Source organism: Streptomyces inusitatus, assembly GCF_014651115.1.
GTDB lineage: Bacteria > Actinomycetota > Actinomycetes > Streptomycetales > Streptomycetaceae > Streptomyces > Streptomyces amakusaensis.
In genome coordinates this window covers 42,032-58,211 of sequence record NZ_BMWG01000006.1, presented here as the reverse complement: position 1 = coordinate 58,211, position 16,180 = coordinate 42,032, and the positions used below count along the sequence as shown (strand labels likewise).

Genomic DNA, 16,180 nt, shown 5'->3' with positions numbered 1-16,180 from the left:
TCGCCGCCGCGTGGTGCCTCATACCAGCGGTGTGGGCCAACCGTGCTTATTTCCCGCCATACCAAGCCCCGAAACCCGTCTTTCGGTGTGACTTGCGCGACTGTCGCCCGCCCGGCCTGCACCTCTCGGCCATGGAGGCGTAGCCTTGATTCCCGCTGTCCATCACCTTGTGAAGCGGAAGAGGGCGGTTGCCGCCGTGTCGTCTCAGTCCCCCAGTAACTCCAACGCTCCGACCGACCAAAGCGCTCAGGGAATCGACCCTGCCGCCGCGTTCGGCCCCAACGAGTGGCTCGTCGACGAGATCTACCAGCAGTACCTCCAGGATCCCAATTCGGTCGACCGAGCCTGGTGGGACTTCTTCGCCGACTACAAGCCCGGCGCGAAGAACACCGCCGCCTCCGGAGCGGAGTCCGAGGGCACGCCCCCGGCCGCCCCGGCGACCCCGGTGACCCCTCAGGCCGCGACGCCCGCGCCCCGCGCGGCGACCAACGGAGCCGGCCCCGCGACTCCGCCGGCCGCCCCCGCGGCGCCCGCCGCCGCCCCGGTGGCCCCGCCCGTGGCCCCCGCGCCGGTCAAGGCGGCCCCGGCCGCCCCCGTCGCCCCGGCCGCGAACCCCGCGCCCGCCGCCGCCGCACCGAAGCCCGTGAGCGCCGCTCCCAAGGCCGCCCCGGCCAAGGCGGCCCCCGCGAGCGCGAGCGCCGACGGCCCGGAGCTGGTCACCCTGCGCGGCCCCGCCGCCGCCGTGGCGAAGAACATGAACGCCTCGCTGGAGGTGCCCACGGCCACGTCCGTGCGCGCCGTCCCGGTGAAGCTGCTGTTCGACAACCGCATCGTCATCAACAACCACCTCAAGCGCGCCCGGGGCGGGAAGGTCTCCTTCACCCACCTCATCGGCTACGCGATGGTGCAGGCCCTCAAGGCCATGCCCGCGATGAACCACTCCTTCGCGGTCAAGGACGGCAAGCCGACCCTGGTCAAGCCGGAGCACGTCAACTTCGGTCTCGCGATCGACCTGGTCAAGCCCAACGGCGACCGCCAGCTCGTCGTCGCGGCGATCAAGAAGGCCGAGACGCTCGACTTCTTCGAGTTCTGGCAGGCGTACGAGGACATCGTCCGCCGCGCCCGGGGCAACAAGCTGACGATGGACGACTTCACCGGAGTCACCGTCTCGCTGACCAACCCCGGCGGGCTCGGCACCGTCCACTCCGTGCCGCGGCTGATGCCCGGCCAGTCGGTGATCATGGGCGTCGGCTCCATGGACTACCCGGCCGAGTTCCAGGGCACCTCCCAGGACACCCTGAACAAGCTGGGCATCGCCAAGGTCATGACGCTGACCTCGACCTATGACCACCGGGTGATCCAGGGCGCGGCCTCCGGCGAGTTCCTGCGGGTCGTGGCGAACTTCCTCCTCGGCGAGGAGGGCTTCTACGACGGCATCTTCGAGGCGCTGCGGATCCCCTACGAGCCGGTCCGCTGGCTCAAGGACATCGACGCCTCGCACGACGACGACGTCACCAAGGCCGCGCGGGTCTTCGAGCTGATCCACTCCTACCGGGTCCGCGGCCATGTCATGGCCGACACCGACCCGCTGGAGTACCGCCAGCGCAAGCACCCCGACCTGGACATCACCGAGCACGGGCTGACCCTCTGGGACCTGGAGCGCGAGTTCGCCGTCGGCGGTTTCGCCGGCAAGTCGCTGATGAAGCTCCGCGATGTGCTCGGTGTGCTCCGCGACTCGTACTGCCGCACCACCGGCATCGAGTTCATGCACATCCAGGACCCGAAGCAGCGCAAGTGGATCCAGGACCGGGTGGAGCGCCCGCACTCCAAGCCGGAGCGCGAGGAGCAGCTTCGGATCCTGCGCCGGCTGAACGCCGCCGAGGCGTTCGAAACGTTCCTTCAGACGAAGTACGTCGGCCAGAAGCGGTTCTCGCTGGAGGGCGGCGAGTCCGTCATCCCGCTGCTCGACGCGGTCATCGACTCGGCCGCCGAGTCGCGCCTGGACGAGGTCGTCATCGGCATGGCCCACCGGGGCCGTCTCAATGTGCTGGCCAACATCGTCGGCAAGTCGTACGCGCAGATCTTCCGCGAGTTCGAGGGCAACCTCGACCCGAAGTCGATGCACGGCTCCGGCGACGTCAAGTACCACCTGGGCGCCGAGGGCACCTTCACCGGCCTGGACGGCGAGCAGATCAAGGTCTCGCTGGTCGCCAACCCCTCCCACCTGGAGGCGGTCGACCCGGTCCTGGAGGGTGTCGCCCGCGCCAAGCAGGACGTCATCAACAAGGGCGGCACGGACTTCACCGTCCTGCCGGTCGCCCTCCACGGCGACGCGGCCTTCGCGGGCCAGGGCGTCGTCGCCGAGACGCTGAACATGTCGCAGCTGCGGGGCTACCGCACCGGCGGCACGGTCCACGTCGTGATCAACAACCAGGTCGGCTTCACCGCCGCCCCGGAGTCCTCGCGCTCCTCGATGTACGCCACCGATGTGGCCCGCATGATCGAGGCGCCGATCTTCCATGTGAACGGCGACGACCCGGAGGCCTGTGTCCGCGTCGCGCGGCTCGCCTTCGAGTTCCGCCAGACGTTCAACAAGGACGTCGTGATCGACCTCATCTGCTACCGCCGCCGCGGTCACAACGAGGGCGACAACCCGCAGTTCACCAACCCGCAGATGGTCGCGCTGATCGACAAGAAGCGCTCGGTGCGCAAGCTCTACACCGAGTCCCTGATCGGTCGCGGCGACATCACGCTGGAAGAGGCGGAGCAGGCGCTCCAGGACTTCCAGGGCCAGCTGGAGAAGGTCTTCGCGGAGGTCCGCGAGGCCACCAGCCACCCGTCCCCGACGCTCGTCCCGGACGCGCAGGCCGAATTCCCGGTGGCCGTCACCACCGCGATCTCCCAGGAGGTCGTGAAGCGGATCGCCGAGTCCCAGGTCAACATCCCCGACAATGTCACGGTGCACCCGCGGCTGATGCCGCAGATGCAGCGGCGCGCCTCCTCCGTGGAGGACGGCACGATCGACTGGGGCATGGGCGAGACCCTCGCCATCGGCTCGCTGCTGATGGAGGGCACCCCGGTCCGGCTCTCCGGCCAGGACACCCGCCGCGGCACCTTCGGCCAGCGCCACGCGGTCCTGGTCGACCAGGAGACCAACGAGGACTACACCCCGCTGCTCTACCTGACCGAGGACCAGGCCCGCTACAACGTCTACGACTCGCTGCTCAGCGAGTACGCGGCGATGGGCTTCGAGTACGGCTACTCGCTGGCCCGCCCGGACGCGCTGGTCATGTGGGAGGCGCAGTTCGGCGACTTCGTCAACGGCGCGCAGACCGTGGTGGACGAGTTCATCTCCTCCGCCGAGCAGAAGTGGGGACAGACGTCCGGCGTCACCCTGCTGCTGCCGCACGGCTACGAGGGCCAGGGACCGGACCACAGCTCCGCCCGCCCCGAGCGCTTCCTCCAGATGTGCGCGCAGAACAACATGACGGTCGCCATGCCGACGCTGCCGTCGAACTACTTCCACCTGCTGCGCTGGCAGGTCCACAACCCGCACCACAAGCCGCTGATCGTCTTCACCCCGAAGTCGATGCTGCGTCTGAAGGCGGCGGCGTCGAAGGCGGAGGAGTTCCTCACCGGCGGTTTCCGCCCGGTGATCGGGGACTCCTCGGTGGACCCGTCGGCCGTGCGCAAGGTCGTCTTCACCTCGGGCAAGGTCTACTACGACCTGGACGCCGAGCGGGTCAAGCGCGGCATCACGGACACCGCGATCATCCGTCTGGAGCGTCTGTACCCGCTGCCGGGTGCGGAGCTCCAGGCCGAGATCGCCAAGTTCCCGAACGCCGAGAAGTACCTGTGGGCGCAGGAGGAGCCGGCGAACCAGGGCGCCTGGCCGTTCATCGCGCTCAACCTGATCGACCACCTGGACCTGGCGGTCGGCGCGGACGTCCCGCACGGCGAGCGGCTGCGGCGGATCTCCCGTCCGCACGGCTCGTCCCCGGCGGTGGGTTCGGCCAAGCGTCACCAGGCGGAGCAGCAGCAGCTGGTCAGTGAGGTGTTCGACGCCTGACATCCGGGCGAGGAATGCCTCCGAGGGGCCGGTGCCGAAAGGCGCCGGCCCCTCGGCCGTGCCCGGCGGGGGGCTCAGGGCTCCAGCCGGGCGACCTCCTGCCGGATGAGGTCCCCGGCCGCCGAGCCGGCCCCGGTGAGGAGGGCGAGCACCGCCCGGTGCTCCTCCAGCGCGCGTTCCGGGCCCGCCGTGCGCTCCAGCCGGCCCGCCCTGGCCCACTGGGCGGTGATCGCGCCCGCGAGCAGCCCGTCGGGCCCGTCCTCCTCGGCCTTCCGGTAGTGGGCGACGGCCGTCCGCAGCGGCTCCGGCGCCGCCGTGCGCGCGGCGAGCAGCGCGGACGCGAGCGCCCGGTACCACCAGGCGTACCCGGCCAGCTCCGGATCGGCGGCGGCGCGGGCGGCGGCCCCCAGCGCCCAGTCCGCCTCGTGGAGGTCGGCGACGCGGCCCTGGGCGCGGAAGCGTTCGATGTACGCCTGGCCCAGCAGCGCCCGGCGGCGCGGCAGCTCCGGGTCGGCGGCGGCGGTCGCGGCGATCGCGGTGCGCAGCACCCGTACCGCCGTGTGGACGTCGGCGGGCGCGTCCTTGTCCGCGCCGCGTTCGGTCAACTGCCGGCCGAGCGCGGTGAGCACCGCCGTACGCCCCGGGTCGGCGCGGGGCAGCAGGGGCAGGGCCTCGGTCCAGGCGGCGATCGCGGAGTCGCGGTGGGACCAGCTCCCGGTGGCGGTGTAGCGCTGTTCGAGGAGGCGGGCCATGCGCAGCAGGATGTGGGCCTGGGCCGCCTCGTCGTGGCCGACATTGCGGCGGGCCTGGTCCAGGGCCTGGAGTATGCGGAGTCTGGTGTCGTCGTCGGGGCGTTCGTCGGCGAACTCGATGGCGTCGGCGTAGTCGAGCCAGGCGCGGCACAGCTCCCGCTGGTCGACGGCGTCCCAGTCGATGCCGTCGATGCCGGTGTACAGATCGTCCCCGGCGCGCTCCGCGTGGGCGCGCGCCGCCGCCGGGTCCTGCCGGGCCGGTGGGACGGGGCCTTCGCCCCGGTGGTGGCGGGCGAGTTCGAGGTGGAGCGCGCCCCGGACGAGCAGGGCGGACTCATGGCGCTCGTCGGTGCGGAGGTCGGCCAGGGGGTCGGGGAGGCCCGCCTCGACGAGGAGGCGTACGACGCCGAGGGCGGTGGTCATCAGCTGGGTGAACCAGTCGCCGGGGGCGGCGGGGCCGCGCAGGGCGTGGGGCGCGCCGAGGACGGCGAGGCGGCGCAGTACCCGGATGCGGGCGGTGGCGGCCGATTCGCGCAGGCCGCCGGGGGAGCCGGGCGGGGCGTCGGTCAGCTCGGCGAGGGCCGCGTCGGCGGCCGAGAGAAGGACGGCGGCGACGGGTTCCGGTTCTTCGCCCGCCTGCATCCAGGCCCACTCGGGGACCAGTTTGGGGCTGAGCCGGCCGCCGGCGACGTCCTCGGCGAGTGCTTCCAGGACCCTGGCGAGGGTGAGATGGGCCCTGGGCGGGCCGCCGGAGATCGCGTTCTGCGCGGCGTCGAGCGCCTCGGGCAGATCCTCCGGCAGCGGGCGCACCAGCCAGCGGCGGAGCAGCGCGTCGGCGAGTTCGTCGTAGAGCCCGGCGCGCTCGGTGGTGCGCCGCTCGGCCTGGGTCGCCGAGCCGAGGAGGCGGATCGCGGCGTCCAGGTCCCGTACGGTGCCGTGCTCGCCGAAGTGCGCGAGGCAGGCGCGGGCCCTGGCGACCAGCCCGGCGGGGCCCTCGCTCGGCAGCCGGGCGGGCGGTGCGGCGGGCCGGTTTCCGCCGCCGAGGCTGCGCAGCACCTGGGCGGAGACCTGGGCGAAGGGCCACAGCCGGTGGGAGTCGGGGCCGGTGGGGCCGGTGGGACGCGGGTCGACGGAGCCGGTGAGGAAGGCGGCGGCCATGGCGGGGAAGTTGCGCACGGTGCGGCCGTAGCGGGACTCGACGTACTCCGAGCTGTGTTTGAGGACCAGTGCCGCGCTGCCCGCGCCGAGCCGCTCCAGGAGTTCTTCCCGTACGCCGTCGAGGAAGGCGTAGGAGGGGGCGGTGTCGTCGTCGAAGGCGGTGGCGGGGTCGGGGTCCTCGCGCCGCAGGAGTCCGCTGAGGAGGACTTCGGCGAGGACGTCGGGGCCGCTGCGGGCGAGCATGGCGCGCTGGACGAGCCGCATCACCGGCAGGGTCAGCGGGACGGCGGAGAGATAGACGGCGAGCTGGGCGGCGGCCGGGGAGGCGCTGCGGCGGAAGGCCCTGACCCGCTCGGCGGGGGCGACGCGCCGGGTGTGGCGGGGGCGGGCGGTCGCGGGCTGGTGGCGGCGGAGCACGATCCCGGCGGCGGCGCCGAGGGTCTGGCCGGTCGCGCCCGCGATCAGCCTGGTCCATGCCTCGAAGGAGGTGCGGCGCAGGGCGAGCACGGGGACGGGCAGGCCCCGGGGTACGGGGGTGCCGCGCCCGGGGGTGAACTCCAGCCGTCCGGCGGGCCCCTCCCGGCGTCTGAGGAGTCCGGGGACGGCGGGCAGATGGGTGCGGCCCCACATGCGCTGCGGCAGCGGCTGGACGACGGCGACGGGCGCAGTCGAGGCCCAGGTGTGGAGCAGCCGCTGCATCCGGCCGCTGCGCCACATCGGTCCGGCGCAGTCGCTGAGTACGAGGGTGAGCTGCCGTCCGGTGGGGTCGCCGAGCTGGGTGGGGGGCGGGTCGTCCGGGCGGATGCGGTGGACGGCGATCTCGCGGAAGGCTCCGGCGCGCTCGCAGACCTGGCGCAGCTCTTCGAGGGCGTCGCCCCAGACCGCGTTGGAGCTTGACTCGTCCATGACGAGGGCGATCCGGGCCTCGCGGCGGCGGACGGTGGACAGGACGGGGACGACGAGGCCGGTGTCGGCGGCGTGGTCGGCGGTGGCGCTCTCGTCGAGTTCGCGGCGGACCGGGCGCATCGGGGAGCGGTAGCGCTGGAGGGGGCGCAGGGAGCGCTCCAGCGCGGGGCCGTCGGGCAGGGCGGCGGGCGCGGGCACGGGGACGCGGCGCATCGCCCGGTCGGGGAGGACGCCGTGGGCGGCGGCCGACCGGGCGGAGGCGTAGAGCCCGACCCGTGAGCGGGGCGCGGGCGGCGCGGGGAAGGCGGGGGCGCCGCCCGGTTCGGGTCCGCCGGGCGGGGGCTGTTCGCCGCCGCCGTCCGCCGTCCGTCCCGTCGGGTGGGGCGGGGGTCCGACGGCGGGCGGCGCGGGGGGTACGTACCGTGCCAGCCAGAGCGCGTCGGCCATCTCCTCGGCGGTGGGGGCCAGCTCGGCCTCGCGCAGCCGGGCGACGAGCGCGACGAGGGGTGCTTCGGGCACGGACGGCACGGACGGCACGGACGGGCGGGCGGCGTCTCCCGGCGGGGGCATCGCGGTCACCGCTGGCGGGTGTCGAGGGGGCGCATCAGCAGGCCGGCGATCTCCTCGCGGCGCGCCGGATCCGTCCGGACGGTGTGCTGGGTGAGGTAGATCGCGTTCAGCAGCTGGTCGGTCGGCCGGAGTTCTCCGTCGCCGTCCTCGCTGGTGAAGCGGCTGATCAGATCGAGGTTCCCCTCGTCGGCCCCGGCTCCGAAGTGCGCCTGCACCATCGCGGCGAGCCGTTCGTCGCGCGGCGGGTCCAGATGGAGATGGATGCAGCGGCGCAGCAGGGGGGCGGGGAAGTCGCGCTCGCCGTTGCTGGTCATGACGACGAAGGGGAAGGCGTGGCAGCGGACCCGGCCGTCGCGGACCGGCACCCGGCGGCCGTCGTGGCTGAGGACGTGGACCTCGCGCTGGCCGGGCCGGTCGGCGGCGCGCTCCAGCTCGGGGAGGGCGAATTCGCCCTCCTCGACCACATTGAGCAGATCGTTGGGGAGGTCGATGTCGCTCTTGTCGAGTTCGTCGATGAGCAGGACGCGGGGCCGCCGGGTGGGCAGCAGCGCGGTGCCCAGCGGTCCGAGCCGGATGTAGCGCCCGATGTCGTCGGGTTCGCGCTGCTCGCGCTCGGCGAGCTGGGCGTCCTGGAGCCTGCCTATGGCGTCGTAGGTGTAGAGGCCGTCCTTCAGCTCGGTGCGGCTGACGACGGGCCACTGGAGGACGCGGCCGAGACCCAGTTCATAGGCGACCGAGTGCGCGAGTGTGGACTTCCCCGAGCCGGGTTCCCCGGTGACGAGCAGGGGGCGGCGCAAATAGAGCGCGGCGTTGATGAGGTCGAGCGCCCGGGCGTCCTGCGCGGGCGGGGCGCTGACCCGGGAGCCGAGCCGGCGGGTGGAGGAGGCGTCGATCGGGGGTACGGGGTCGGGCAGCGGCTCCCCGGAGAAGGCGCGCCAGGGCGGGGGCGGCGGGAGGGTGTGGATGCGGTCGGGGTCCGGAGCGCCGACGCCCCGGTAGATCAGCCAGTCGTCCATCGCTCGCTCCTCGTTGACGGCCGGTGGGTCGGTGAACCGGTGGCGGACAACGCCGGATATGTACCCAGGCCGTCGGCGTCCCATGGCCGTCGGCGGCGATCTCTCGTACGTCTCTCCATTAGGAATGCCTCCCTCCTCATGGGGAGTCGACGGGTCCGTCCTCGTCGGCGGGGAGCGGCCGGCCGGGGTCGTCGTAGAGCATGGCGACGCCCTCCGCCCAGTGTCCGCCGTTCCGCGATCCGCTGATGTCGTCCCGGACGCGGCGCAGCCGTTCGGGGAGTTCGAGGATGTCGGCGGCCTGGGCGAGGAAGCGCGCCGCGCCGTCGTGGAGCCGTTCGCAGAAGTCGGCGCAGCCTTGCTCGGGGTGGCCGTCGGTGTGCCAGAGCGCCACCGCGTGCCCGGTCTCCAGGGCCATGCCCATCGCCCGCCGGCCCACTCCGCTGCCGGCGGGCCGGCACAGCACCGGTACGGCGGAGGGCGCCGTGCCCTCGAAGTGGCGGAGTCTGGGGACCTGTCGGTGCGGGGGCGTGCGCAGCGCGGTCGGGGCTCCGGCGCGCTCCATCGCGCGCCAGCGGCGCACCCAGACACTGTCCGGTTCACCTCGTCTGGCGATATCGCGCAGCACCACCATCCGCCGTACGCCGACATACGCCGGTTGATGGAGCCGCGCCATCTCGGTGAGCTGCCAGCGGTGCACGGCGGTGTCGAAGTGGTCGGCGGGGAGCGCGACTTCCAGCGGGGCGGGCGCACCGGGCGCGTCCACCAGCGCGAAGACCTCGGCGAGCGGTTCGCGCAGTCTCCGTACGAGCTGTTCGGGCGGGATGCCCTCGCCGGTCTGCTCCTCGTGGAGCGGCTCGTTCAGATCGTGGCCGTCGTCGACGCGGATCCGCCAGTAGAAGCGGACGGCGGCGGCCGCGATGACGCGCTCCAGCTCCACGATGACCACGGCCGAGCCGTCGCCCGGCCGGGGGTAGCGGACCACGATCCGGTGCCGGCCGCCGCCGGGGGCGAGCGGGCGGCCGATGCCGGCGGGCAGGGTGGCCTGGGTGACCACGGTGTGCACGATCCGGGGCACGTCCTGGAGCCGCCGGGCGACCCACTCGGCGAGCGGGGCGGGCTCGCCGCCGCGCCCGCGTTCGTACTCGACGACCAGCTGGAGGTAGTGGAGCGCGGCGATCGCGGCGACCGGCTGCCCGGCCTCGTACAGGAGTCCGTGGCCGTCGCGCCAGGCGTACGGGAGGAGCTGGCCGGGGGGTGCGGCGACGCCGCCCCGGGCCTTCTTGGCGAGTTCCACGACGGGCCGGATGCCGTCCGGCGGGGCGACCCGGGCCAGCAGGGAGAGGGCCTCGCGGCGGTCGCGGGGGCTCCACTGGTCGCCGCCGGTGTGCACGCCCGCGCCGGGGAGCTGCTGCTGGCGCTCGGTCCAGTTGTGCCCGGTGATCTTCGGGGAGAGGCCGTGCCAGCGGTCGTGCGCGGCCATCAGCGGCTGGTAGAGGGGTCCGAAGCGGCGCAGCGCGGTCGCGGCGATGGCCATGCCGCCGTCGCGCCCGGTGCGCCGGGACTTGAGGACGCCGACGACCGCGCCGGTGTGGACGTCGAGCACGGGGGAGCCGGAGCCGCCCTTGGGGAACTCGGCCTCGGGGCGGAAGCGCAGGCCGTAGTCGTCGTCGAAGCCGTTGATCTTCGCGGTGGCCTTCCAGCGGACGGGCCGCCCGCCGTCCTCGGGGCGGTAGCCCTGGACGACGCCGCGCCCGCCGGGGTGGTCGGTCCGGTCGGTGAGCCAGACGCACTCGTGCTCGACGCCGTCCTCCATGATCCGGACGAGCGCGAGGTCCTGTTCGACGGGGACGCGCTGCTCGGGGCGGGGGTCGCCGTCGAGCAGCCAGCGTTCGAGCCGGGCGGCGAGCGGCCTGCCGCCGTTCACCTCGCTGCCGGTGACGCCGAAGACCAGCGCCCGGTCGCCGCGCAGCTGCGGGGCGAGGACATGGGCGCAGGTCAGGATCCATCCGGGGGCGACGAAGAAGCCGCTGCCCCACAGGGCGTGCGGCCCGTCGGCGACGCCCGGGGCGTGGAGGTGGACGGTCGCGGCCCGGGTGAGGGCGTCGATGACCGGGTCGGCGTCTGTCATGGCGCGGTCTGGGGGTTCGGCGGGTTCTGGGGGTTCTGCGGGTTCTGCGGGTTCTGCGGGTTCTGCGGGGGCGCGGACGGCCGGGGCGGAGCCTGGGGGGTGGGCGGCGGTGACGGCGGCGCGGCAGGCGGCGGTGGCGCGGCGGCCGGCGGGCGCGGGGGTCTGCCGTACGGCGCGTACCCCGGCTGCTCGCCCAGATACCAGACCAGGGTGACCTGGACGGAGGCCTTCGCCTCTCCCGCCGCCAGCACCGCGAGGGCCGCGCCGGACTGTACGGTCAGCTCCACCCCGAAGGAGACGCTCGCCTCGTCGGGCCGCGCGGCCACGGCGGACGCCAGCACGGTCTCGCCGACGCCCCGGATCAGCTCGTCGAGCTGGCGGACCCGCGCCGCCGCCTGGTCGGCGAACCCCACGTCCTCGTCGTCCTCGCCGTACCCCCCGCCGGAGCCGGAGAGCCGGGCGTGCACCACCGCGCCCCCGGGAAGCTCGATCCGCCGCACGCGTCCGTCCACGGTGTCCCCCGTCCTCGACGGCCAACTGGGGCCTGCCCTCCCCCAGTACGTACCGCACCTGGGGGCGCTCTGAACGGCGAACGCCGTCCGGGCTCCGTCCCGGTCCGCCTCCGGCCTCCCGGCGGGGCCCGAAGTCGCCGTAGGCTGAGGAGGTAGTCCCCCACCCGTCCCAGGAGCATGTCTTGTACTTCACCGATCGTGGCATCGAGGAGCTGGAGAAGCGGCGCGGCGAGGAAGAGGTCACCTTCGAGTGGCTCGCCGAGCAGCTCCGCACCTTCGTCGATCTGAACCCCGACTTCGAGGTCCCGGTCGAGCGGCTGGCCACCTGGCTCGCCCGGCTGGACGACGAGGACGAGGACGAGGACTGAGCCCCTGAGGGCGTAGCTCCCGGTAGCGCCCGGCTGCCCCGGCTCAGGCGATCGGCTTGGCCCAGGGCAGCCGGCGCAGCGCCACCGCCCCGTTCAGCATCAGCACCGCCCCCGCCGCGACCCAGCCCGCGCTGCCCCGCCGCAGCCCGTAGAGCGCCAGCGGCACTCCCGCCGCGAGCTGCACCGCGCCCAGCGTCCTGGCGCGGTCCTGGTCGTCCCGTTCCTTCAGCCAGTGGTCGAGTCCCTCCTCCACGGCGTGGAACTCCGCCCGTACCGCGTCGCGCCACCCCGCCCACTCCACCGTCTCCGCGCCCAGCGCCCTGGCCGTCGCCCTCAGCCGCCCGCCCGGTTCGCCGGGCAGCAGCCCCGGGGGCAGCCGCAGCCCGGCCCTGGTCAGCACCGCCACCAGCCCCAGCAGCCGGGCCCGCGCGTCGGAGGCGGTGTCCGGCCTGGTGAGCGGGTCGAGCGACTGCACATCGAGTACGGGGTCGAGCCCCAGGCGCGCGGCGAAGGTGTGCATGGCCTCGCTCTCGCCCGCCGGGGTGCCGTCCGCGAGCCATACGTAGCCGACCGGCCGCCGAAACCCCGAGGCGAGGGTGAATCCGGCGCGCTCCGCGTCCCACCACAGGGCCAGCGTGGGCCGATTGGTGGCCACCGCGACCGCCGAAGCCCATCCGGCCAGCACCCTGTCGACCTGCTCCCCCGCCTCCCGCCAGGGCTTTCCCTCGGGTACGAGCACACTCCAGTCGTCGCCCGCCGGGGCGAGCAGCTGCCGCTCGCGCAGCAGATGGGCCGCCGGCCGCACGGTGGAGGGCTCGGCCCGGCAGAGCAGCAGTGCGCCCACGGGTGTCGCGTTCATGAGGTTCACGCTAGGGCAGTTTGCCCGCCTATGACGCCTTATGGGGGTCAACCGTGGCCGGATGATTCCTTGACATCCCCTCTTCGCGATATATCGTATCTAGCAGAAGACGCGATATGTTGCGTCGAGGTCCATACGGTCCGGTTCAACGGGGAGGTCAACGTCATGGCGGAGTCGACGACGACGTGGGAGGTCGCCGAAGCCCGAAGGCTCACCTTCGACGAGCCGGTGACAGCGCTCCAGGTGCATGTCGTCAATGGGACGGTCAATGTCGTCGGCACGGAGGAAGGCTCCGCCCGGCTGGAGGTCTCCCGGATCTCGGGCCCGCCGCTGACCGTGACCCAGGACGGCTCGACGCTGACCGTCTCCTACCCCGATCTGTCCGCGAAGGGCTGGCTCAAGTGGCTCGACCCGAAGGGCCGCGACCGTGAGGTGACGGTCTCCCTCACCGTCCCCTCGGAGGCCTCCGTCGAGGTCGGCGTGGTCGGCGCGGCGGCGGTCGTCTCCGGCGTCCGGGGGAGGACCACCGTCCACAGCGTCACCGGCGACGCCACACTGGTCCGGCTCTCGGGCGAGGTCGTCGCCGAGACCGTCTCCGGGAATCTGGAGGCCCAGTCCGTCACGGGCCCGCTGAACTACCAGTCGGTCTCCGGCGATCTGACCGTCATCGAGGGCGGCGCGGGCTCCCGGGTGCGGGCGGACTCCGTCAGCGGGGACATGCTCATCGACCTGGCGGCGACCGGCGACACCACACCGACCCCCGCCGACATCAAGCTGAACACGGTCACCGGCGAGGTCGCCATCCGGCTCCCGCACCCCACCGACGCGAAGGTGGAGGCGAACACCACGAGCGGCGCTCTCTCCAACGCCTTCGACGATCTGCGGGTCAGCGGCCAGTGGGGCTCCAAGAAGCTCACCGGCACCCTCGGCGCGGGCACCGGCACCCTGCGCGCCAGCACGATGTCCGGCTCGATCGCGCTGCTGCGCAGACCGCCCGCCGACGACACCGATGACACCGACAGCACCGACGAGACCCCCGGAAAGGTGCTCTGAACATGCCTCCCGTATTCGCCCACGGCCGGCTGCGGCTGTATCTGCTCAAGCTCCTGGACGAGGCCCCTCGCCACGGGTACGAGGTGATCCGCCTCCTGGAGGAGCGTTTCCACGGCCTGTACGCGCCCTCCGCGGGCACGGTCTACCCCCGGCTCGCCAAGCTGGAGGCCGAGGGCCTGGTCACCCACGCCACCGAGGGCGGCCGCAAGGTGTACTCGATCACCGAGGCGGGCCGCGAGGAGCTGGCCGGGCGCGGCGGCGAACTCGCCGATCTGGAGCTGGAGATCCGGGAGTCCGTCTCCGAGCTGGCGGCCGAGATCCGCGACGACGTACGCGGCGCGGCCGGGAAGCTGCGCGACGAGATGCGCGCCGCCGCGGCGGAGACCCGCACCTCCCCCCGCGCCGAGAAGGAGAAGGACAAGGAGAAGGAGGAGTGGCGCAAGGTCACCCATGAGTGGCAGGAGCAGGCCCGCCGCGCCCGCGAGGACGCCCAGCAGGCCCGCCGCCAGGCCAAGGACGCCCAGGACAAGGCCCGCCGCGAGATGCAGCGCATCGCCAAACAGGTCCAGGACCAGGTCCAGGACCACTTCGCCCGCGGCGACTGGCCCACCGGCGTCCGCGAGGGCCTCTCCGAACTCACCGCCCACCTGACCGGCCTCACCACCAAGCCCGCCAAGCCCGCCCCGGCCCCCGAGCCCACCGCCCCGGCCCCCGACTGGCCCGGGACCCCCACCGACTCCACCGGCGACCCCGCCCGCGACCTCGACCGCCTCCTCGACCGCTTCCGCGACGACATCCGCGACGCCGCCCGCGACCACGGCATCACCGAGTCCCAACTCGCCGACGCCCGCGCCCACCTCGCCACGGCGGCCACCCACATCGTCGCCGACCTCCTGAAGAGGAACGGCAAGCGCTGACCCGGCCCCCGGGCGCTCACACCTGAAACCCCGCAGTGGGGAGCGGGCCGCGTCGTTACCCTTGATCCGCATGACGCATACCGAGATCGAGATCACCGCCGAACTGATCCGGGAGCTGCTGCGCGACCAACACCCCGACCTGGCCGATCACCCCGTGAAACTCGGCGCGCGCGGCTGGGACAACCAGTTGTGGCGGCTCGGCGACGAACTCGCCGTCAGGCTGCCCTGGGCGACGGAGTCGGCGGACGCGCTGCTGCGCAAGGAGCACGCCTGGGTGCCCGCCCTCGCCCCGCGCCTCCCGCTGCCGGTCCCCGTACCGCAGCGCTTCGGGGAGCCGTCCAAGAGGTTTCCCCGGCCCTGGATCGTCACGACCTGGGTGCCGGGTGAGCCCGCCGACCGGGAGCCCGTGACGCGGGGTGCGGAGGGGGCAGAGGCCTTGGCCGCGTTTCTGACGGCGCTTCACCGGCCCGCGCCCGTGGGGGCGCCCGTCGGGCGGGACCGTGGGGGGCCGCTGGCCGGATGTGCCGAGTGGTTCGCCCGCTCGTTCGCCTCGGTCACGGAGTCGGGGCTGATCCCGGCCCCGGAGGGGGTACGAACGGTGTGGGAGGACGCGGTGGCGGCGCCCGACTGGGAGGGCCCGGCGGTGTGGCTCCACGGGGATCTGCATCCGGCCAATGTGCTGACCGAGGACGGCACCCTCCGTGGTGTGATCGACTTCGGTGATCTCTGCGCGGGCGATCCGGCCTGCGATCTCGCCGCCGCCTGGTCACTGCTGCCGGACGGCGCGGCAGACCGCTTCTTCGAGGTCTACGAACCGGCCGTGGACGACGCGACCGCGCGCCGCGCCCGGGGCTGGGCGGTGCTGCGCGCGCTCGGCGGCGTCCTCATCGGGGACGCCGGTGACCACGGCCGCCCCGGGGGCAAGTCCACGTGGGGCCCGCCCGCCCGTGCCACGCTGCGACGTTTGATCACGGCGTAGGGACGGCCCGGGAACCCGGCCGGGGTCACGGCCGACTCCTGAAGCACAAGTCGCGGTGTTATCAGGAGGGTTGAGGGATGAGTGACGAGCGGGAGCGGAGTCGGCGCGGGGTGTTGCGGACGGCTGCGGGTGTGACGCTGGGGGCGGGGATCGCGGCCGGGGTCCCGGCGGGCACGGCAGCGGCGGCGACAGCGGGAAAGGGAGAGGGAGAGGGAGAGGCGCGGAAGCCCGGACCGGTGGAAGTGGCGGTGCTGCTGTACGAGGGGTTCACCGCGCTGGACGCGGTGGGGCCGTACGAGTCGCTCTGCCGGGTGCCCGGCGTACAGGTGACGATGGTGGCGGTGAAGGCCGGGCCGGTCCTGACGGACACCCGCGACATGGAGATCGTCGCGACGAAGTCGCTGCGCCAGGTCCCCCGCCCGGATGTGATGGTGATACCGGGCGGCGGCGGCGCGGGCATGTACGCCGTACTGGAGAACACCCGGATCCTCGACTGGGTCCGCCGGGCCCACCGGCACACCCTGTGGACCACCTCGGTCTGTGCCGGGGCCGCGATCCTGGGCAAGGCCGGGCTGATGCGCGGGGTGCCCGCCACCACGCACTGGGCCCTCCGCGACTATCTGAAGGAGGTCGGGGCGATCGACACACCGGGTCGTTTCGTCGAGTCCGGAAAGATCATCACGGCGGCCGGGATCTCCGCCGGAATCGACATGGGCCTGTATCTCGCCTCGCGGCTCTCGGACGAACGGGTGGGCCGGGCCCTGGAGCTGGCGCTGGAGTACGACCCGGAGCCGCCGTTCGGCACCGGCAGCCCGGGGAAGACGGACGCCGGGACGCGGACGCTGGCGCTGAAGCTGCTCGCCGACGCGGCGCCCTGACCGCCCGGCGGCGTT

11 protein-coding genes are annotated in these 16,180 nt (G+C 73.5%); 6 read left to right on the top strand and 5 right to left on the bottom strand.

The window, feature by feature from the left end:
* Positions 1-196 precede the first annotated feature (196 nt).
* Entirely contained in the window at positions 197-4,069 is a 3,873-nt protein-coding gene (locus tag IE247_RS12825; RefSeq protein WP_190123179.1) for a multifunctional oxoglutarate decarboxylase/oxoglutarate dehydrogenase thiamine pyrophosphate-binding subunit/dihydrolipoyllysine-residue succinyltransferase subunit, read from the top strand.
* A gap of 74 nt (positions 4,070-4,143) precedes the next feature.
* On the opposite strand, the gene IE247_RS12820 is transcribed toward IE247_RS12825, so the two are convergent.
* The 4 genes from IE247_RS12820 to IE247_RS34235 all read right to left on the bottom strand — a co-directional run bounded on the left by IE247_RS12820 (position 4,144) and on the right by IE247_RS34235 (position 11,111).
* Complete coding sequence (locus IE247_RS12820) at positions 4,144-7,455, bottom strand: SAV_2336 N-terminal domain-related protein (protein ID WP_229869081.1); 3,312 nt, start codon at positions 7,453-7,455, stop codon at positions 4,144-4,146.
* Positions 7,456-7,460: 5 nt separating this feature from the next.
* Positions 7,461-8,471: an AAA family ATPase gene (locus IE247_RS12815; RefSeq protein ID WP_190123178.1), complete on the bottom strand. Its 1,011-nt coding sequence runs from the start codon at positions 8,469-8,471 to the stop codon at positions 7,461-7,463.
* A gap of 136 nt (positions 8,472-8,607) precedes the next feature.
* On the bottom strand, positions 8,608-10,599 hold the full coding sequence (locus IE247_RS12810) for a VMAP-C domain-containing protein (protein WP_190123177.1): 1,992 nt from the start codon (positions 10,597-10,599) through the stop codon (positions 8,608-8,610).
* Positions 10,596-11,111 carry a CU044_2847 family protein gene (locus IE247_RS34235; RefSeq protein ID WP_229869080.1) on the bottom strand — a complete coding sequence of 172 codons (516 nt, stop codon included), beginning with the start codon at positions 11,109-11,111 and terminating at the stop codon, positions 10,596-10,598. Before IE247_RS34235 ends, IE247_RS12810 begins: the two co-directional genes overlap by 4 nt.
* A gap of 182 nt (positions 11,112-11,293) precedes the next feature.
* On the opposite strand from IE247_RS34235, the gene IE247_RS12800 reads away from it, so the two are divergent.
* A complete protein-coding gene (locus tag IE247_RS12800) occupies positions 11,294-11,479 on the top strand; it encodes a DUF6104 family protein (RefSeq protein ID WP_064729792.1) in 186 nt (61 codons plus the stop codon).
* A gap of 43 nt (positions 11,480-11,522) precedes the next feature.
* Here IE247_RS12800 and IE247_RS12795 read toward each other — a convergent pair whose 3' ends face one another.
* Complete coding sequence (locus tag IE247_RS12795) at positions 11,523-12,338, bottom strand: hypothetical protein (RefSeq protein ID WP_190123176.1); 816 nt, start codon at positions 12,336-12,338, stop codon at positions 11,523-11,525.
* A gap of 165 nt (positions 12,339-12,503) precedes the next feature.
* On the opposite strand from IE247_RS12795, the gene IE247_RS12790 reads away from it, so the two are divergent.
* From IE247_RS12790 to IE247_RS12775, 4 genes are all read left to right on the top strand, one after another.
* Positions 12,504-13,391 (top strand): DUF4097 family beta strand repeat-containing protein, encoded by an 888-nt coding sequence (locus IE247_RS12790; RefSeq protein ID WP_190123175.1) that lies wholly within the window; start codon positions 12,504-12,506, stop codon positions 13,389-13,391.
* 2 nt (positions 13,392-13,393) lie between these two features.
* Positions 13,394-14,308, top strand: a complete 915-nt coding sequence (locus IE247_RS12785) for a PadR family transcriptional regulator (protein WP_190123174.1) — start codon at positions 13,394-13,396, stop codon at positions 14,306-14,308.
* Positions 14,309-14,378: 70 nt separating this feature from the next.
* Entirely contained in the window at positions 14,379-15,287 is a 909-nt protein-coding gene (locus tag IE247_RS12780; RefSeq protein WP_190123173.1) for an aminoglycoside phosphotransferase family protein, read from the top strand.
* Between the two features lie 77 nt (positions 15,288-15,364).
* Positions 15,365-16,165: a DJ-1/PfpI family protein gene (locus tag IE247_RS12775; protein ID WP_190123172.1), complete on the top strand. Its 801-nt coding sequence runs from the start codon at positions 15,365-15,367 to the stop codon at positions 16,163-16,165.
* Positions 16,166-16,180 lie beyond the last annotated feature (15 nt).